Raw genomic sequence first — 17,147 nt, forward strand, 5'->3', positions numbered from 1 at the left:
CCTCGAATTGCATCCGCCGCGATGCGCCTACTACGAGATTCCTCCGCACCATCGAGACAGCGCAGGGAAGAACATGCAGACTCACCGGTTGACGCCGGCAGCAGTTCTGCCGGAGGTTCTTCTGTTTTCTTCGTACTGCTGCGGCCGGCCGCGCCGTTTCCACCCGAAACGATCACCACCGCACGGCCGGCAGATCCGTGCCGTAGCGCGCCGGCCAGCGCTACCGCACCGCTTGGTTCCGCGCTGACACCGGCTCGGCGAAGGACACCCAGCGCGTGGGTGATCGCCTCGTCGGTCACGCCGACCAGGTCGTCGACCCGGTGCCGAATGATCGGCCAGGGAACCGCACCGGGTCGTTGCCCGCGCAGGCCGTCGGCGATCGTCATGGACGGTGGCAGCTCGGTCGGCGCACCCCGGGCAACGGAAACGGCGTAGCGGCGTGCGGACATCGGCTCCACCCCGACGACCCGCACCCGCCGGGACAGCGCCGACGCCGCCAGGCAGACGCCGGCCAGCAGGCCACCACCGCCGGTCGGTACGAAGATCGTCGTGAGGCCCGGCACCTGTTCGAGCACCTCAAGCCCGACAGTGCCGGCCCCGGCCACCACCAGTTCGTCGTCGGAGGAGGGCACGAAGACCGCCCCGGTCGCCGCGGCGATGTCCGCGGCCCGGCGGTCGCGTTCGACCACGCCGCCGGTCACCTGGACCACGCTGGCGCCGAGTGCCCGGATCGTCAGGGCCTTGCCGTCGCTGGCCCCAGCAGCCATCACGATCGTCACCCTGATGCCCAACGCGGCGCCGAGCATGGCGACGGCGATGCCGTGGTTACCGGAGGAACCCGCCACCACCTCGTCGGCGTACCGGGTGAGCATCGCGTTCGCCGCGCCCCTGATCTTGAACGAGCCGCCGCGCTGGCGGTGCTCGGCCTTGATCAGCACCCGCGAATCCAGCGGCAGCACCGGAGTGCGATCCACCAGACCGGTGATCCGGTCGGCGGCCAGGCGCACGTCCGCGAGGGTGGGCCCGACACCTGTCGTCCTCATGGCCCGTCCACGGTGACCGCCCTGCGGTCGGTCTTGCCGCTGACCGTCGTCGGTAGGCGGTCGATCCGGGCGAACCGTCGCGGGATCATGTAGTGGGGCAACGTCATCGCCAGGTGGGCGCGCAGCGCTGCGTCCGTCACCTGCGTCGACGCGGCGGCGACGTGCGCGATGAGGAAGACCCGGCCGCCGGCATCGGTACCCGCGGTGACCACCGCGCCGGTGACGGCGCGATGGGCCAGCAGCGCGCCCTCGATCTCGGCCGGGTCGATCCGGTAGCCCCGGACCTTGATCTGCCGATCGATGCGGCCGAGATACACGAGGCCACCGTCGGGCAACCGACGCGCCAGGTCACCGGTGCGGTACATGCGCGCGCCGGGCGGGCCGTGTGGGTCCGGCAGGAACCGGTCAGCGGTCAACACCGGCCGGCCGCTGTACCCGCGCGCGACACCACATCCACCGATCCACACCTCGCCGACATCGCCGTCCGGCACGGCGTGCAGCTCGTCGTCGAGCAGATGCACGCTCACACCGTCGATCGGTGTCCCGATCAGGTCGACCGTCGTGTCCGGGACCGGCGGCACGGCGAAGCGGGTCGAGGTCATCGTGGTCTCGGTCGGGCCGTACTGGTTGATCATCCGTCCGGGCACCCGGTCGCGGCCACCGGCGACGAGGAGCGGTCGCAGCGACTCACCGCTGGACACGGTCAACCGCAGGTCGGGCAGATCGTTGCGCCGCAGCGACGTCAGGAAGGTCGGGGTGGCCGACAGAATCGTGTTCACCCCCCACCTGCGGAGGGCCGCGACGAACTCACCGGCGCGCAACAGGGTGGAGCGCGGCACCAGGACCACCTGCCCGCCGGCGACGAGCGGGGCGAACGTGTCGCGGATCGAGGCGTCGTACCCGAACGGCGCGAGTTGCAACACCACGGTGTCCGGACCGAGTTGGTAGTCGTCGACGATGAACCGTAGGTAGTTGGTGACGCCACGGTGCTCCAGCAGTACCGCGTTCGGCGGCCCGGACGAACCGGAGGTGTGACTGACGTAGGCCAGCGATCGGGGCGACAACGGTCGCAGGGGTGCCGGCGCGTCAGGCGCGTCGACGAACACGGTCGGGCCGTCGATGGCGAGGTCGTGCTGCCCGGCCCGGGCCGCTGTGGTGACCAGGAACCGGGCCTGGGCGGTGCGGACCATCGCCGCCAGTCGCTGATCGGGCAGCTCGGTGTTGAGGGTGAGGAAGGCGCCGCCGGCCCGAAGCACGGCTGCCATCGCGATGACGGCCTCCGGGCCCCGGTCAACCATGACCGCGCAGACCTGCTCCGGTCCGACGCCCCGGGCGACCAGCGCCCGGGCCAGCCGGTCGGTCCGGGCGGCGAAGTCCTCGTAGCACAGGGCGGTGTCCGGGGTGACGATCGCCGGTGCGTCGGGCCGGGTCGTGGCGTGGGTCAGGATGTCGTCGAGAAACGTGGTCACAGCCCCGCTCCGCCGCTCGGCCTGTCGACGGCGCACCACTCCAGGACCGCCCGGGCGCTGTGGTACTTGTTCTCGGCTTGGGCGAAGGCGATGCTGTCGGGCCCGTCGAGCACCGCCCCGGTCACCTCCTCGCCCCGATGTGCCGGCAGGTCGTGCATGAACACCGCGCCCGGGCAGGCCGCCATCAGAGCCTCATTGACCTGGAACGGGGCGAACTCGGAACGCCAGTCGGGCGTCGGCTTCGTCGAACCCGTGGTCTGCCAGCGGGTGGTGTAGACGACATCCACCGGTGGCAGGCCCGACAGGTCGTGCCGCTGTTCGACCCGCGCGCCGCTACGCCGGGCGGACACCGCCGCCTGGTCGAGGTACCGCCGCTCCACGCCGTACCCGGGCGGGGTACGCAGGTGCAGCTCGGCGCCGGGGTACCGGGACAGCGCGAGGGTCAGCGCCGAGGCGGTGTTGTTCCCCTCCCCCACGTACAGCACCCGTACGCCCTCGACCCGACCGAAGTGCCGGACGATCGTGGTGAGGTCGGCGAGGGCCTGAGTCGGGTGTTCGACAGCACTCATCGCGTTGATCACCGACATGCGCTTCTGGTCGGCGTACGCCCGGAGCTCGGACTCCGGCCCGACGGTGCGGGCGACCAGGACGTCGAGCATGCCGGAGAGCACCGCGCCGGTGTCCTCCACCGACTCGCCGGTGGCCAGTTGCAGGTCGTTCGGGCCGTACGTGATCAGGCCGGCGCCGAGACGCAGCGCACCGGCGGAGAACGCGGTCCGGGTACGGGTGGAGGTCCTGCGGAACAGCACGCCGACGACCGCCCCGGACAGGGGCTGGTCGGCTCCCGCGGAACCACGCGAGTACTCGGCGCCGCGCTGGACGATCCAGCGCAGTTGGTCGTCGGAGAGGTCGTCGATGGAGATCAGATGGCGTCGCTCGGTCATGCCGAGCCCCCTTCCAGGTGGCGATCGGCCGTGAGCCCAGAGCCTGCGCGAGGTGCGGACCGTCGAACAGGGACGGAGCCGCACTACGCGTCTGCGTGTTCGTCTCTATGGACGGCACGCGTAGGCCCGGCAACATCGGGCTCAGCTATTCGGATCACCCGACCATGCCGGAGGGGTCATGACTGACGACGGTGTCTACCGCGTCGTGCGCAACGACGAGGAGCAGTACTCGATCTGGTGGGCCGACCGAGAGCTGCCGCTCGGCTGGACCGCCGAAGGGACGTCCGGGTCGAAGCAGGAGTGCCTGGACCACATCGGGAAGGTGTGGTCGGACATGCGGCCGCGAAGCCTGCGGGAGCAGATGGCCCGGGCCTGAGGCCGAGTCCGTACCGCAGCCCCGCCCCGCCGAACATGGCGTGCGGCGGGGCGGCGGCACAACGCCCCGTCGCCGAGGGCCCGCAGCTCAGGGCCGTGGGCGCAGGCAGCTACATCGACGCGGCTCCGAAACCGTGCTGGACGGGCAGCTCCAACTCCGAGGAGACATCATGATGGCCCCCACTATCGAGTCAGAGGTCCGTAGTTACTGCCGAAGCTGGCCGATCGTGTTCGACCACGGGCGTGGCAGCCGAATGCTCGCCGACGACGGCCGCGCCTACCTTGACTTCTTCGCCGGCGCGGGCGCCCTCAACTACGGCCACAACCATCCGATCCTCAAGCGAGCCCTGCTGGACTACCTGGAGCGGGACGGGGTCACCCACAGCCTCGACATGCTGACCGCCGCCAAGCAGGACTTCCTCGCCGAATTCGCATCGCAGGTACTCGCCCCCCGCAGCCTGGACTACCGCGTGCAGTTCACCGGACCCACCGGCACGAACAGCGTCGAGGCGGCACTCAAACTCGCCCGCAAAGTGACCGGACGCCACACCGTCGTCGCCTTCACCGGCGCCTTCCACGGCATGTCACTCGGCTCACTGGCCGTCACCGGAAACGCCACCTTGCGCGCAGGCGCCGGTGTCCCACTCGGAAACACCTGGCGCGTCCCGTACGACGGCTTCGCCGGTGACCAGGTCTCCGGGCTCACCCTGCTCGACACCATGCTCGCCGACAGCAGCAGCGGAATGGACCTACCGGCCGCCGTCATCGTGGAGACCGTGCAGGGCGAAGGCGGCATCAACCCGGCCCGCGCGATCTGGCTCGCCGACCTCGCCGAGCTGTGCGCCCGCCGCAGGGTGTTGCTGATCGTCGACGACATCCAGATGGGCTGTGGTCGCACCGGCCCGTTCTTCAGCTTCGAGCACGCCGGAATCACTCCCGACATCGTCTGCCTTTCCAAGTCCATCAGCGGGTACGGCCTGCCGATGTCCCTTACGCTCTTCCGCCCCGAACTCGACGTGTGGCAACCCGGCGAACACAACGGAACCTTCCGCGGCAACAACCTCGCCTTCGTCACCGCGGCGGCCGCGCTCAAGGAATTCTGGGTCGACAGCAAACTGGAGAAGCAGACAGCGGAACGGGACATCCTGCTTGAGGCGAGGCTTGCGGAACTCACCGGTCGGCACCGGGCGCACACAGTGACGTCACGCGGCCGGGGCCTGGTCTGGGGTCTGGCCTTCCGGGAACCGCAGCGGGCCCGACGGGTCGCCCAGGAGGCGTTCGCCCGTGGGCTGCTGGTGGAGACGTCCGGATCCGCCGACGAGGTGGTGAAGCTGATGCCGCCCCTGACCCTGACGGATGAGGAACTGGCCGAGGGCCTCGACATCCTGGAGCAGTCGGTGACGGCAGCGGACGACCGCTAAGTGGTCCCGGTCGTCAATCCGTGGCGAGATCGCTTCGTCGGGGTAAAAGTCGCCGCACAGACATATAGCGTCCTCCACCGTCGCTACCTTGGCCAGCGCCGCCAGGGCGCGAAGGTCGTCCACGTCGCGGGTTCGCGCCGCGAGCGCTTTCACCGCGAAGATGTGCTCCGGCGAGGCGGCCATCACGCGCAGGCCCGGGTGGTCGAAGACTCGCCGCTTGCCCGGGTCGTCCTTGCCGGATACACACACGCTGGCCTGCTCGTTGAGCCACCACGGCGGTAGGCCCAGTTCGTCGGCGACTGCACGCGCCTCATCGAGGACGACTCCGTGCGGGACGAACATCGCGTCGACGTCCCTGGTGACCCGTTTCGCGTCATAGGCGAGCGCCATCGCGGCACCACCCACGATGAAGATGTCAGCGACGACTCCACGGCGAACAAGCCGGTCGCCCAGGTGAGCGAAAGCGTTCCAGTTCCGCGCGCCCCATGAGGACGCCGTCTGACCCGCTCACGCCACATCAAGCCACATCAGGGATGGGTTACCACCGTTTACCGCGCGCATCTCGGACTCGTCGTGCCGCAGCACTGCGCGCTGCGAGTCGGCGACGAGACTCGACAGTGGCGCGAGGGTGAAACCTTCGTCTTCGACGACACCGTCATGCATGAGGCGTGGAACTACGGCACCAGTGACCGCGTTGTGCTCCTGTTCGACTTCGTCCGTCCCGGCTGCGAGGACAAGCCGCAGGATGAACTGCCGGCCTCGGTGGCCGGCTTCGTACGGCGCGGCGGATGAGTCAGACCACACCAGGGCACTTCACGGTCCCGTCTCGTCCTCCCCGTCCCGAGAAGCCGGACGACCGCTGGGCGTGCGCTGCCAGCCAACTGTCGGTGTGCAGGCTTGCGACACGTAAGGTGTCCTGCGCGGTTCCGGTCCTGACCTCATGATCTTGATGTTCTCACGCGGTTGCACCCAAGGCCGCCATGCCGCCCATGGGATCGCCCGCACATCGGCCTGCTTGTTTCATTGACCCGGTCGTGGCCTGAACCCGGACTGTGCAGCCCCTACGCCCGGAGACCGACCAGCACGGCGAAGACGGAGTGCCGCTCGACAAGGTCGATCACGGTCGGCACGCTACCCAACCTGCGCGCGATGCGCGTGCGCATATCGCCGGGGACAGAGCAACCAGGGAGATCACCCGGAGGTGCCGGCAGATCCGGCCGGCACGGACGGGCCGCCGTCACATAGGGGCCCGTCCGTGCCGGCCGCCGGCCGGAGGGTGAACTCCGCCGGCTGGCGGTCAGGCGACGTCCGGCCCCTGCCGACGGAGGTCGTCCACCGTGGTCATGGCCTGGCGCAACTGGGACAGCCAGTCGTCGGTGTGCCGGCCGACCAGCCGGACGCACCAGGCGAGCGCCTCCGAGCGGGACCGCGCGACGCCCGCTTCGACGAGCGTGTCGAGGATCTGCCGTTCGGGCTGACGCAGTCGGGTCATCACCGGCGCGGCGAGGTGGGTGAAGAGCTGTGCGGTGTCGCCGCAGCGGATGCCCCAGCCCACTTTGCGCTGGTAGCGGTGCTCGGCCTGTCGGGCGACCCGGATCCGGTCGTCGCGCGTGTCCTCGCGGAACTGGTGGATCCGACCGGCCTGGGCGGCGGTCCGGTCGGCGTCGGTGGCGTCGTCGGCCAGGTGAGGCTCGGGGAGACGCCCCCAGATGATGATCTCGTCACGGTCGATCACCACCTGCGGTGGCTCGGAGAACCATCCGTCCGGAATCGCGCCGGTGATCCAGCCGGTGGCGTCGTCGGCGGGCGGTGGGTCCTGGCGTGTTCCGGGTGGGGCGAGACGAGGGGACATGGCAACCTCCTACGCTGTCTTGATTACATGCTTACACAATTACAGCGTTGCGCGCGATGCCTTCCGCTGAGCGCGAACGCGACACCAGCCGTACGGGCGGCCCTGACACCGCGGCACCCGGCCGGCTCCGGCGGCGCCCATGGCATGCGCGATGCACACCTGCGGCATCGTCCGCGGTGGATTTGTCCCGTCACGGGGAGGTTCAGAGTGTCGACCGGCTCGATCGGCAGGTTGCCGGACCGGATCCGTCGGCCCGCCCGCTGGCTGCCGTTCGCCATGCCCGCCCTGCTCATGCTGATGGTTCTGGCCACACCGCGGATGCCACCGGCCGGCCGGCCAGGGCGCCGGTCGCGGCAACGCACGGCCCGTTCGACGTCGGCTTCGCCGAGGGCAGCGGCCTGCTCGACACCAGCCTCGACCGCAGGCTGGACGACATGGTCGCCTACCTGCCCGGTCGCACGCCGATGATCCGCATCGACCTCGACTGGTGGTACGTGCAGCCGTGCCGCACCTGCGCGCTGCGCTGGGACCGGCTCGACCCGGTGGTGGACGCCGCCCGTGTGTGGTGCTCGCCGGCGGCTCAGGTAACGGCTCCCCGATCGCCAGCACCGGCAACCCGAACGAGTCGGCGCTCTGGCTGGACTGGGCCTACCGCAACGGGTACGGCCGGTACTTCGACGCGGTGGCGCACCACCCGTACCCGGCGTGGAACTCCGGCCTGGGCCCGGCCAAGGCCGAGTGCGTCAACCGTTGGTGGAATCTCTTCGGCCCGTCCGGCGAGAATCCGCCCTGCGGTGAACTCGCCTACGTGCACTCGGTCATGGTCAAGCACGGTGACGGCGCGAAGAAGATCTGGGGTACTGAGTTCGGCTACCCCACGTCCGGGGCGACCGCGCTGAGTCGGGAGACCCTCCGGGATCACCTGGTCCAAGGTGTGCACCTGTGGCGCACGCTCAGCTACGCCGGGCCGCTCTTCCTGTTCTCCTACCGGGACGCCTGCGTCGACTCCGGCAACCCGGAGTGCAACTTTGGTGTGGTGACGCGGGACTACGCCCCCAAGGAGCCGATCTTCAGCGATCTGTCGGTCCGGCTGTCCGATTCCGTACCGGCCCACCTGCGTACCGGGCAGACCCTGCGCCGCTGGGCCGGCCTGCGCTCCTCCGACGGCCGCTTCGAACTCTGGGTGCAGGACGACGGCGACACGGTGCTCTACCGACGCAGCACCGGCGCCGCGCTCTGGGCGACCAACACTCGCGACGGCGTACGGCTGGTCAACGGCTCCGACGGCAACGTCGCACCCTACCGGGCCGACGGGACGATCACCTGGTCCACCAGGACCGGCGGTCACGGCGCCTCGACCCTGTGGATGCAGGAGGACGGCAACCTGGTCCTCTACCGCGACAGCGACGCAACGCCCACCTGGGCCAGCAACACGATGGTCGGCTGACCAGACCGACGGCCCGGTTCCTCCCGACGGAGGAGCCGGGCCATCGGCGTCCGCGGCCTACCGCGGTACGGCACGGAACCACGCCTCCCGGTCGCCCGGATCGGGTCCGCGCCGGGGCAGCGCCGGCAGGTCCTGACCGGTCACCGGCGCGTAATGGTCGAACGTGGTGGTCAGGACGGCCTCGCCGCCAGTGAGGTCGGGAAGCGCGGCGACGACCCGCGGCACCCGGGAGGACGGCAGGGTGCCGCCCACCTCCAGGTAGCCGCCGACCACGGTGGTGTCGTCCACCACCGCTCCCAGTCGGCCGAGCAGCGCCAGCACCGCCTCCACCGCGTGCTGCGGAAGATTGACGTCGAACCGCTCGACCGGGTGGCACACCCGGGTGTCGGCCCGGCGCAGCGCCGCCGCGACCACGACCGGCGCGAGATTGCGAAAGTCCGCAGCCACGGACGAGATCGACTTGTCGAACTTCTGGTGCGGCTTGCTCTGTCGCGGCCAGTAGCGCGAAGCCGTCATGGTGACCACGCAGTCGGTGACCGGCCAGCCGTACCGGCCCTGCCGGAGCGCGGACCGCACGCCCTCCTCCGTGGCGGCGACGAATGCCGGTGGCAGCCGGCCGGGCTCGATGCCCGGTCGGAACTCGACGCCGTGCCCGACCGCTGCGGCCTCGACGCGCAGCCCCAGCCCGGCCAGGTACGGGTTACCGCGCTCCTGCACCCGCTCCTCGGCGGCTCCGGTGCCGGCGACCCGTTCGATGCAGGCCGTCAGCGTGCCGGAGAAGCGCACCCGCACGCCGTACCGATCCTCCAGGAGAGCGGCCAGCACCTCCTTCTGCACCTCGCCGTGCAGGCGGATCACCGCCTCCGCCTGCTGCTCGTCGAGCCGCAGGTCCACCAAGGGGTCCTCGTCGGCCAGCTCGGCCAGGCCGGCGAACATCGCCAGACGCTGGGCGGGGTCGACGGGTTCGACGATCGCCTGCCGGGTCGGCGGCGGGAAACGGTAGACGTGCCGCCGCGGCGGGTCGCCGACGTGCTGGCCGATCCGGGCCGACACGCCGCGCACTGCGGCGATCTGCCCGGCGGACACCGAGGGGCGCACGACCACGCCGTCGGGCTCGCTGACCGCGATCTGGGTCACCGTCTCGGGGCGGGCTCCGGCGAGCTGCACCCGATCCCGTACGCGCAGACGCCCGGACCACAACCGCACCCAGGCCCGCCGGCCGTGCCCGTCCCGGTCGACGGCGAAGACCGTACCCGCCAGCGGACCGTTCCGATCCCTGCCGTGCGGCAGCAGGTCGGCGAGAAGGTGGGACAGTTGCCGCACACCGGCTCCGGTGATCGCCGAGCCGCACGCCACCGGAGTGAGGACCGAGCGGCGTACCGCCGCGCGGATGGCGCGCCGAACCTCGCGGACGCGCACCGGCTCGTCGGCCAGCCACCGTGCCGCCAGCGCGTCGTCGACCTCCGCCACCGCCTCCACCAGCGGGTCGGCGTCGAGGGCGACGGCCCGGACCTGGGCGGCGTGCCCGCCCTGGCCGGTGACCCTGGTGAGCACGACGGGACGCGCGCCGAGCCGCTGGCGTAGCTGGGCCACCACCCGGTCGACATCGGCGCCGCGGCGGTCCACCTTGTTGAGGAAGAACACCGTCGGCACGCCGATGCGCCGCAGTGCCCGCCAGATGGCGACGGTCTGCGGCTGCACCCCCTCCACGCACGAGACCACGAGTACGGCGGCGTCCAGCACGGCCAACGACCGCTCGACCTCCGCGATGAAGTCGGGATGGCCGGGGGTGTCCAGCAGGTTGATGCTCAGATCACCGATCGTGAGCGACGTGACGGCCGCCCGGATGGTGATGCCGCGCCGGCGCTCCAACTCCATCGAGTCGGTGCGCGTCGTGCCGGCGTCGACGCTGCCCATGTGGGCGACGGCGCCCGCCTCGTAGAGCAGACGTTCGGTCAGGCTGGTCTTTCCGGCGTCAACATGGGCGACGATCCCGAGGTTCAACAGGGCCACAGCAGCACTCCACGGTCAGACGGTCAGGGGTCCGGAGCGTGGAAGCTGCTCGCATTGTCACTCCTTCGTGGTGGCCGAGCGCCTGCCGCGCCCATCTGCGGCGGCGAATGATTCTCCAGGTCTACCGGACCGCTGCCATCGCCGCCACCGAATTCGGTCCGGAACAGCGACGCATCGGCCTGTTCGCCCAGCCCACAACCAGCACACGAACCGCGCTCGTGACCGGCGGTTGGCCGCGAGCCGGTGGAACGGCGTGTCGGTGGCCGCGTCAGGGGGTGTCAGACCGGCCGCCCATGGTGTCGCATGACGAGTTCAGCGATCGCGGTCTCCGGCCTGCGGAAGGCGTACCCGCGCGGAGCTCACCACCGCGGCTGCCCTCGGCGATCCGCGCGGTGAGCGTCGCTGTCCTTGTCTCCCTGGGCTAGCCGTTCGACGCTACGTCTGCCCGCCGTGCTGGTCGTCGGGCCTGACGATCCACCGATGGCGGTACACCGAACCTTGCAGGGACAGCGGCATGGCCCGCCGAGGGCTGGTTCACGTCAACGCGCACCGGGTGCAGGTTCCGGAGCCGTTCGACGTGCGCAAGAGCTGACGGTAGCGTCCCAGGCCGCGAGAGCGCAGGTGACGACCGCGTCAAGGGTAGCGCGGTCGGCGCCGTCGCGGGCTTGCGCGGACATGCCGTGCAGGACCGCGGCGACGAAGTAGGCGAGGGCGGCGGTGTCGGCGCCGGGTGGCACGTCGCCGTTGGTGACGCCGCGGTCGATGCGGCGGCGGATGGCGGCGATGTCCTCGGCTCGGCACCGCGCCATGAACCGGCGGACCTCGTCGTTCTCGGCCGCCCCGGTGCTTGCCGCAAGCAGTACCAGGCATCCGGTCGGCTGTCCCGGGGTCACGTACGCGACGGCGTTGTGCCGCAGCAGCCCTTCGATTGACTCGCGGGCGGTTTGGCCTCCTTCGAGTGCCTGCTCCGGGACGGCACCGTGGGTGGCGTTGTAGAACCCGACCGCCTCCCGGAAGAGGGCCTCCTTGCTGCCGAACGCGGTATACAGGCTCGGTGGGGCGATCCCCATCGCGGCCGTCAGGTCGCTCAGGCTCGTGCCTTCGTAGCCGCGCTCCCAGAACAGTTCCATGGCGCGGCCGAGGGCGGCGGTCCGGTCGAAGGACCGGGGTCGGCCCCGAGTCGCCATGGAGCCCCTCCTCACGAACGAGCCGTCAAGACTCGACGGCCTTCAAGCCAATGATCCCGGCGATGATGAGAGCGAGGAACCCCATCCGCTGCCAGGACATGGCCTCACCCAGGGTGACAATACCTGCGATGGCGACGCCGACGGCGCCGATGCCGACCCACACCGCGTAGGCGGTACCGATCGGGAGCTGTTTCATCGCTGCGGACAGCAGCACGAAGCTCAGCGTCGCCATCGACAGGGCGAGGGCAGACGGCCAGAACCGGGTGAACCCTTCGGTGTGTTTGAGGGCTGTCGCCCACACGATCTCCAGCAGGCCGGCGACGACGAGCAGGATCCACGGCACGGTGTTCACTTCCCCCAGCGTTGAAGGCCGCCGGCCGGGCGGGGCCGGCGGTCGGGAACGGAAGACGAGTCAGGCGGCGAAGCCGCCGTCGACGGCGATCGACGCGCCGGTGATGTAGCGGCCGCCCTCACCGGCGAGGTGGGCGACGGTCGCGGCGATATCGGCCGGCTCGGCGTAGTGCCCGAGCGCGATGAAGGTCCGCTCGTGGTCGGCGCTCTCCCCCGTCGCCGGGTTCATGTCGGTGTTAGTCGAGCCCGGATGCACGACATTAGCGGTGATGCCGCGGGGGCCCAGGTCGCGGGCGAGGCCCCTCGTCATACCGATCAGGGCGCTCTTGCTCATCGCGTACAAGCTGACCCCGGCATACGGCACCCGCTCTGCGAAGCAGCTGCCGATGCTGATGACGCGCCCGCCGGTGCCCATGTGCCGCACAGCGGCCTGGGTGGCGACGTAGACCCCGCGGACGTGCACGGCGAGGGTCCGATCTATTTCCTCCAGGGTGACCTCCTCGATTGGCGCATACGGGAACACGCCGGCGTTGTTGACGAGGATGTCAAGCCGGCCCAACTCGGCGACGGTCCGCTCGACCGCGGCGACGAGGGCGACGTTGTCGGCGCTGTCGGCCTGCACGGCAATGCCGCGGCGGCTGGTTTCCTCGATGCGGGTCACCATGGCTTTCGCCTTGTCCTCGGCATCGAGATAGGTCAGGGCGACGTCGGCGCCGTCCTGCGCGAGCCGGGTGGCGACGGCCGCGCCGATGCCGCGGCTGCCGCCGGTGACCAAGGCGACCTTGCCAGCCAGGGATGTCACGCCTGAACTCCCCTCATGAGCGAACTGATTTCTGTATCGAACACTACACTAAAGCAGAGAGCGCAGCCCACTCGATGCCGTACACGTCCAGGAAGAACATCAGGATCTTGGTGTGCTTGTCGCTGATGTTGCGAAACCCGTGCCGCCCGCCGCGCGGCAGCCACACGAACGCTCCTGGTCCGGCGTTCACCGTGCGGTCCTCGTCGACGACCTCCAGCTCGCCGTCGACGATGTAGAACGCCTCGTCCTCCTTGTGGTGGATGGGCAACGGCGGCCCGCTCAGCGGCGGGATGACCGCCTCCATGAGCGCGAAGGCGCCACCGGTGCCGGCCGAGGGCACCTTGACCGTGTACCGGTCGCCATTGAATGCCCACACGCTCGCGCCCTCGTCAGGGGCGACAAAGGTTGCCCTTGGAAACAACCTCATCGACAGATCTCACTCTCTCCGGATGCGGCTCGGCGGTGTGTCCAGCCTCGCGGGCGCGGGGTGCTCGGCACATCGCGTGGTCGAGGGATCCTGCTGCCGCAACGGGTCTGTGGACCTGCGGATTGCGCGGGCACGTGATCAGAAATCCCGTGAATCCGTGATGTCATCACGCAGAACCGGAAGATAATCCTTGATCCCGTCCGTACCAGAGAGCTTTAGACGGGGAGAGACCCTTGACTGCTGTTTCACGCCGCACCGTGCTCGCCGGCGCCGTATTCGCGGGGTCGCGAGGCGGTGCGGGTGCCGGACCTTGGTCAGCCCTTGACGGAGGGCCGAGGCGCTAACGGATGGTGAGGGTCAGCGGGTTCGAGATGCCGAGGCCGCCGTGGGAATCGTGGACCCGCACGGTGAAGGTGGACGACGTGCCGGCCGACAGGGCCGTCTGGAACTGGTAGCGCTGTCCGCTGTTGGTCGGCGTCACGGCCAGCCGGGTTGCGCCGAGGTAGAACTCCACCCGGCTGACGAGGTCCCCGGGATCGGTGTCGGCGACGTCGGCGACCAGCGTGACGGTCGTCGGCTCGAGGAAGTAGGTCTGCCCGCCGGGGGTGCTCAACGCCACCGCCGGCGGGTGGTTGGTGCCGGTGGACGCCGGCGTCACCACCGTGACCAGCAACGGCGGCGCAGCGCCAGACAGTGACTGGTCGGTGCCGGCCGAGACGTACAGCACGAAGGTGGTGCTGGTGCCGGGCTCCCCGATCGGTGGTGTCCACAGCGCCTCGTACCGGTCACCGGTCGTCCCGACCCCCCGGGCCACAGTGACGCCGTCCACCCGGAACGACACCGAGGTGATGCTGTGTCCACCGCCCACGGTCGCGGTCGCCGCCAGCGGGACGGTTCCCGGCGTGGTGTACACCGCGCCGGCGGTCGGGCTGAGCCAGGTGACGATCGCCGGATAGTCAGCGACCGGCGGTGTGGTCGTCCGGGTCGGCGTCACGCTGGGCAGGACGCCGCCGGTGCACGTGACGCCGTTGAGCGTGAACGACGCCGGTATGGGGTTGCTGCCCGACCAGGCGCCAACGAAACCGATGTTCGCGGAGCCATTGGTGCCCAGGGTCGCGTTCCAGCCCAGATTGGTCGCGCTGACCTGCTGGCCCGCCTGGGCCCAGGTGGCGCTCCAGGCTTGCGTGAGCCGCTGGTCGACTGCGGGGAACGCGAACCGCAGCGTCCACCCGTTGACTAGGTCACCCAAGTTGGTGACTGCGATGTCGGCGTGGAAGCCACCGGTCCACTGGCTGGTGACGACGTAGTTCACCCGACACCCGGCCGCCGCGTTCGCCGCGCTGGCGTGTGAGATCGCGCCCATCATCGCGACCATGGCAACAGCGATGGCGGCCACAGCAGTCAGCGACTTCCGCATGGCACACCTCGCCGTAGATAGTTGGACGTCTATGAGAATGTCGACTGTCCTGCTGCTCCGCCTTCCTGTCAAGGCACGCACGGCAGTCCTGCCGCCGGCAGGACAACGGACAGCCCGCCGATGGCTGATCGGTAGCGGCAACAGCGCCGAGCAGGCAGAAGAGTGGTTAGCGCAACTGAGTTCCCCCCGCTTGATGGAGCGGTGGTTCTCGGCCTCGTCGCGGGTCCGCCACGGTGCGGTAGACGAGTTCGATTTTCAGCGTGGACCAGAAGTTCTCCATCAGGGCGTTGTCGTACGAGTCGCCGACGGAGCCCATCGAGGGCAGGATCCCGTTGTCCTGTGAGCGTTCGGAGAAGCGGAAGGACGTGTAGGTCGATCCGCGGTCGCTGTGGTGGATCAACTGGCCGTCGCGGACGTCGCGGGACCAGATGCCGTATTCGAGGGCGGCGAGGATCAGGTCGGTGTCGCAGCGGTCAGACGTCTTCCACCCGACGATCCGGCGGGAGAACACATCCCGGACCGCGGCCAACCAGAACACGCCCTCACCGCACGGGATGCGGGTGGCGTCGGCGACCCAGAGCCGGTTCGGGCCGTCGGCGGTGAACTGCCGGTTGACCAGATCCGGCGCCGGCGTGTGCCGCGGGTCCTGCCGGGTGGAGCCGCCACGCCAGCCTCGACGCAGGAACGCCCCCTGCCAGCCCTGCTGCGCCATCAACCGCTCGACGCGCTTGCGGCCCACGCGGATGCCGTCACGGCGTAGCTGCCGGTGGCCCCGGTCCGCGCCGTAGGTACGCCCGGAGGTCTCCCAGCTCTCGTGGATGTTGGAGACCGGCCCCAGGTCGACCACGTCCCGGTCGCAGGGCTGCTCGGCCTGCTTGACCCACGCGTAGTAGGTCGTGGCGCCGATGTTGAGGACCCGCAGGCGAGGGTGCCCAGCGCCGTGTCGAAGATGGATTCCAGGCGGCGAGATCGAAGGGCAACCATACGTGCCTCCTGCCGGGGGTGTCCCTATGGGTTCTGGCGCGCCGTCCAGGGTGGCGGCCAGCGTCATGGCCGCCGCAGCGGCACCGAGAAGGCCACTCTTCAGTCTCACCGTGGCTACGGTTCGGATCGGACCGGCACACCGACCGCTCCAACACCTACACGCATCGACGTCCGTCGCCTTTGCCGTTCCTGGCGTCATCTGACGGCGAGCCCCGCGGCGGTATTTCCCGGCGCATTGACGGCTCTTCAACTACGTCATCACGCCGACACGGCATCGAAACACGCCGGCTTCGGCGTCCCCCGCCGATGGGAGAAAACCTGTCATGGGCAAGGTAGGAAAGCGCGTCCGCCGCTCGACGCTGGCCGTACTCACGGGCGCGGCGCTGGCCGCTCTGCTGGCGGTCACCGCCGCCGCCGCGGCACCCGCCGAGGCACCGCAGAGCAAGGCCGCCGCGGCGGCCCGTACCGACGTCTACATCAAGGACGTCACCGCCGACACCGGCGTCCAGCCACACTCGTACAGCCCGCTGTGGGCCAGCCCCGACATCAAGGTCTGCCCGACCGCTGTGGAGTGTTCGGTCAGTCAGAACCCGATCGTCGGCGTCACCAACTACCTTTTCGTGAAGTTGCGCAATGCCGGCCCGTACGGCTCGGGCATCGGCAACGGGGTGCTTCGGGTCTACCGGACGACCCCGGGCGGCGGCGCCACCTGGCCTACGCACTGGACCCAGATCGGCGCGGTCAGCGTGCCCGTCTACGCGGGCGTCACCACGGTGACGATCCCGTGGACCGGGGTGCCCGGACCAGGCCACTTCTGCCTGTTGGCGCGCTGGGTGTCCCCCACCGACCCGATGACGTTCGAGGGCCCGAGCACCAGCGTCAACACCCAGTACAACAACAACGTCGCCTGGCGTAATGTCGACTCGGTCCGGCTCACGCCGGGCGGGCCGCGGGTCATCCGCCCCTTCGCCATCGGCAACGTGACCGCCGCGGAGACCAAGAACGACCTGGTCTTCACCCAGCCGGCCGAGCAGGCCCGGGGTGCCAGGGTCTTCGTCGACCTCGGCCCGACCCTGTTCGAGCGCTGGCAGTCCACCGGCAAGGTCGGTACGGGCATCCGCCAGGTCGGCAAAACCGAGTTGGAGATCGTGGAACCGACGAGGGCCAGCATAAGCGGGCTGGTGTTGAAGCCCGGTGAGCGCCTCGAGTTCTCCCTGGCCTTCTCGGCCGACACCACCCTCGCCAAGGAGACAGCGCTCAACGTGACCCAGTTCGGGCCGGACGCCGACGGCACTGAGCGCGCTGACCTCGGTGGGGTGCAGGATGCTGTTCCGGTGGCAGAGCCGGAGCTGGTGGATGTGGTCGTGGTGGGGCTCGGGGTCGGCGGCGAGGAGGTCGCCGGGCGGCTCGCCGAG

15 protein-coding genes and 2 pseudogenes are annotated in these 17,147 nt (G+C 70.0%); 5 read left to right on the top strand and 12 right to left on the bottom strand.

The window, feature by feature from the left end; translation table 11 throughout:
* Window positions 1–155 precede the first annotated feature (155 nt).
* From AB0A95_RS18110 to AB0A95_RS18120, 3 genes and pseudogenes are all read right to left on the bottom strand, one after another.
* Window positions 156–1,043, bottom strand: a pseudogene (locus AB0A95_RS18110) (pyridoxal-phosphate dependent enzyme); the annotation flags it as partial.
* A complete protein-coding gene (locus AB0A95_RS18115) occupies window positions 1,040–2,512 on the bottom strand; it encodes an amino acid adenylation domain-containing protein (protein WP_357556875.1) in 1,473 nt (490 codons plus the stop codon). The pseudogene AB0A95_RS18110 and the gene AB0A95_RS18115, both read right to left, overlap by 4 nt.
* A complete protein-coding gene (locus tag AB0A95_RS18120; protein WP_357556876.1) occupies window positions 2,509–3,456 on the bottom strand; it encodes an ornithine carbamoyltransferase in 948 nt (315 codons plus the stop codon). Before AB0A95_RS18120 ends, AB0A95_RS18115 begins: the two co-directional genes overlap by 4 nt.
* A gap of 178 nt (window positions 3,457–3,634) precedes the next feature.
* Between AB0A95_RS18120 and AB0A95_RS18125 the strand changes: the two genes are divergently transcribed.
* Complete coding sequence (locus AB0A95_RS18125) at window positions 3,635–3,832, top strand: MbtH family protein (protein WP_093402962.1); 198 nt, start codon at window positions 3,635–3,637, stop codon at window positions 3,830–3,832.
* Window positions 3,833–4,004: 172 nt separating this feature from the next.
* Complete coding sequence (gene ectB, locus AB0A95_RS18130) at window positions 4,005–5,252, top strand: diaminobutyrate--2-oxoglutarate transaminase (RefSeq protein ID WP_357556891.1); 1,248 nt, start codon at window positions 4,005–4,007, stop codon at window positions 5,250–5,252.
* A gap of 111 nt (window positions 5,253–5,363) precedes the next feature.
* On the opposite strand, the pseudogene AB0A95_RS18135 reads toward ectB, so the two are convergent.
* Window positions 5,364–5,657, bottom strand: a pseudogene (locus AB0A95_RS18135) (hypothetical protein); the annotation flags it as partial.
* Between the two features lie 93 nt (window positions 5,658–5,750).
* Between AB0A95_RS18135 and AB0A95_RS18140 the strand changes: the two are divergent.
* Window positions 5,751–6,044 (top strand): aspartyl/asparaginyl beta-hydroxylase domain-containing protein, encoded by a 294-nt coding sequence (locus AB0A95_RS18140; RefSeq protein WP_357556892.1) that lies wholly within the window; start codon window positions 5,751–5,753, stop codon window positions 6,042–6,044.
* A gap of 505 nt (window positions 6,045–6,549) precedes the next feature.
* Here AB0A95_RS18140 and AB0A95_RS18145 read toward each other — a convergent pair.
* Window positions 6,550–7,104, bottom strand: coding sequence for a hypothetical protein (locus AB0A95_RS18145; RefSeq protein WP_357556877.1), 555 nt, complete (start codon window positions 7,102–7,104; stop codon window positions 6,550–6,552).
* A gap of 502 nt (window positions 7,105–7,606) precedes the next feature.
* Between AB0A95_RS18145 and AB0A95_RS18150 the strand changes: the two genes are divergently transcribed.
* Entirely contained in the window at window positions 7,607–8,551 is a 945-nt protein-coding gene (locus tag AB0A95_RS18150) for a hypothetical protein (protein ID WP_357556878.1), read from the top strand.
* A gap of 57 nt (window positions 8,552–8,608) precedes the next feature.
* On the opposite strand, the gene AB0A95_RS18155 is transcribed toward AB0A95_RS18150, so the two are convergent.
* From AB0A95_RS18155 to AB0A95_RS18185, 7 genes are all read right to left on the bottom strand, one after another.
* Complete coding sequence (locus AB0A95_RS18155; protein ID WP_357556879.1) at window positions 8,609–10,564, bottom strand: translation factor GTPase family protein; 1,956 nt, start codon at window positions 10,562–10,564, stop codon at window positions 8,609–8,611.
* Window positions 10,565–11,103: 539 nt separating this feature from the next.
* Complete coding sequence (locus tag AB0A95_RS18160) at window positions 11,104–11,751, bottom strand: TetR/AcrR family transcriptional regulator (RefSeq protein ID WP_357556880.1); 648 nt, start codon at window positions 11,749–11,751, stop codon at window positions 11,104–11,106.
* A 25-nt stretch (window positions 11,752–11,776) separates the two neighbouring features.
* Complete coding sequence (locus AB0A95_RS18165; RefSeq protein WP_357556893.1) at window positions 11,777–12,094, bottom strand: multidrug efflux SMR transporter; 318 nt, start codon at window positions 12,092–12,094, stop codon at window positions 11,777–11,779.
* A gap of 69 nt (window positions 12,095–12,163) precedes the next feature.
* The gene (locus AB0A95_RS18170) at window positions 12,164–12,904 is read right to left on the bottom strand and encodes a 3-oxoacyl-ACP reductase family protein (protein WP_357556881.1); all 741 of its coding nucleotides are present in this window, start codon (window positions 12,902–12,904) and stop codon (window positions 12,164–12,166) included.
* A 43-nt stretch (window positions 12,905–12,947) separates the two neighbouring features.
* The gene (locus AB0A95_RS18175) at window positions 12,948–13,280 is read right to left on the bottom strand and encodes a cupin domain-containing protein (protein ID WP_357556882.1); all 333 of its coding nucleotides are present in this window, start codon (window positions 13,278–13,280) and stop codon (window positions 12,948–12,950) included.
* A 391-nt stretch (window positions 13,281–13,671) separates the two neighbouring features.
* Window positions 13,672–14,748: a cellulose binding domain-containing protein gene (locus tag AB0A95_RS18180; RefSeq protein ID WP_357556883.1), complete on the bottom strand. Its 1,077-nt coding sequence runs from the start codon at window positions 14,746–14,748 to the stop codon at window positions 13,672–13,674.
* A gap of 166 nt (window positions 14,749–14,914) precedes the next feature.
* Window positions 14,915–15,841 carry an IS3 family transposase gene (locus AB0A95_RS18185; protein ID WP_357556884.1) on the bottom strand — a complete coding sequence of 309 codons (927 nt, stop codon included), beginning with the start codon at window positions 15,839–15,841 and terminating at the stop codon, window positions 14,915–14,917.
* Window positions 15,842–16,055: 214 nt separating this feature from the next.
* Between AB0A95_RS18185 and AB0A95_RS18190 the strand changes: the two genes are divergently transcribed.
* Window positions 16,056–17,147 (top strand): hypothetical protein (locus AB0A95_RS18190; RefSeq protein WP_357556885.1); only part of this gene is annotated, 1,092 nt, incomplete at its 3' end.

This window comes from Micromonospora sp. NPDC049230 (assembly GCF_040647875.1).
Lineage (GTDB): Bacteria > Actinomycetota > Actinomycetes > Mycobacteriales > Micromonosporaceae > Micromonospora.

What these genes read in the sequence shown, in the direction of transcription:
- AB0A95_RS18120 (WP_357556876.1), bottom strand. Translation starts at nt 3,456, where the DNA reads ATGACCGAGCGACGCCATCTGATCTCCATCGACGACCTCTCCGACGAC.
- AB0A95_RS18125 (WP_093402962.1), top strand. Translation starts at nt 3,635, where the DNA reads ATGACTGACGACGGTGTCTACCGCGTCGTGCGCAACGACGAGGAGCAG.
- ectB (WP_357556891.1), top strand. Translation starts at nt 4,005, where the DNA reads ATGGCCCCCACTATCGAGTCAGAGGTCCGTAGTTACTGCCGAAGCTGG.
- AB0A95_RS18145 (WP_357556877.1), bottom strand. Translation starts at nt 7,104, where the DNA reads ATGTCCCCTCGTCTCGCCCCACCCGGAACACGCCAGGACCCACCGCCC.
- AB0A95_RS18160 (WP_357556880.1), bottom strand. Translation starts at nt 11,751, where the DNA reads ATGGCGACTCGGGGCCGACCCCGGTCCTTCGACCGGACCGCCGCCCTC.
- AB0A95_RS18180 (WP_357556883.1), bottom strand. Translation starts at nt 14,748, where the DNA reads ATGCGGAAGTCGCTGACTGCTGTGGCCGCCATCGCTGTTGCCATGGTC.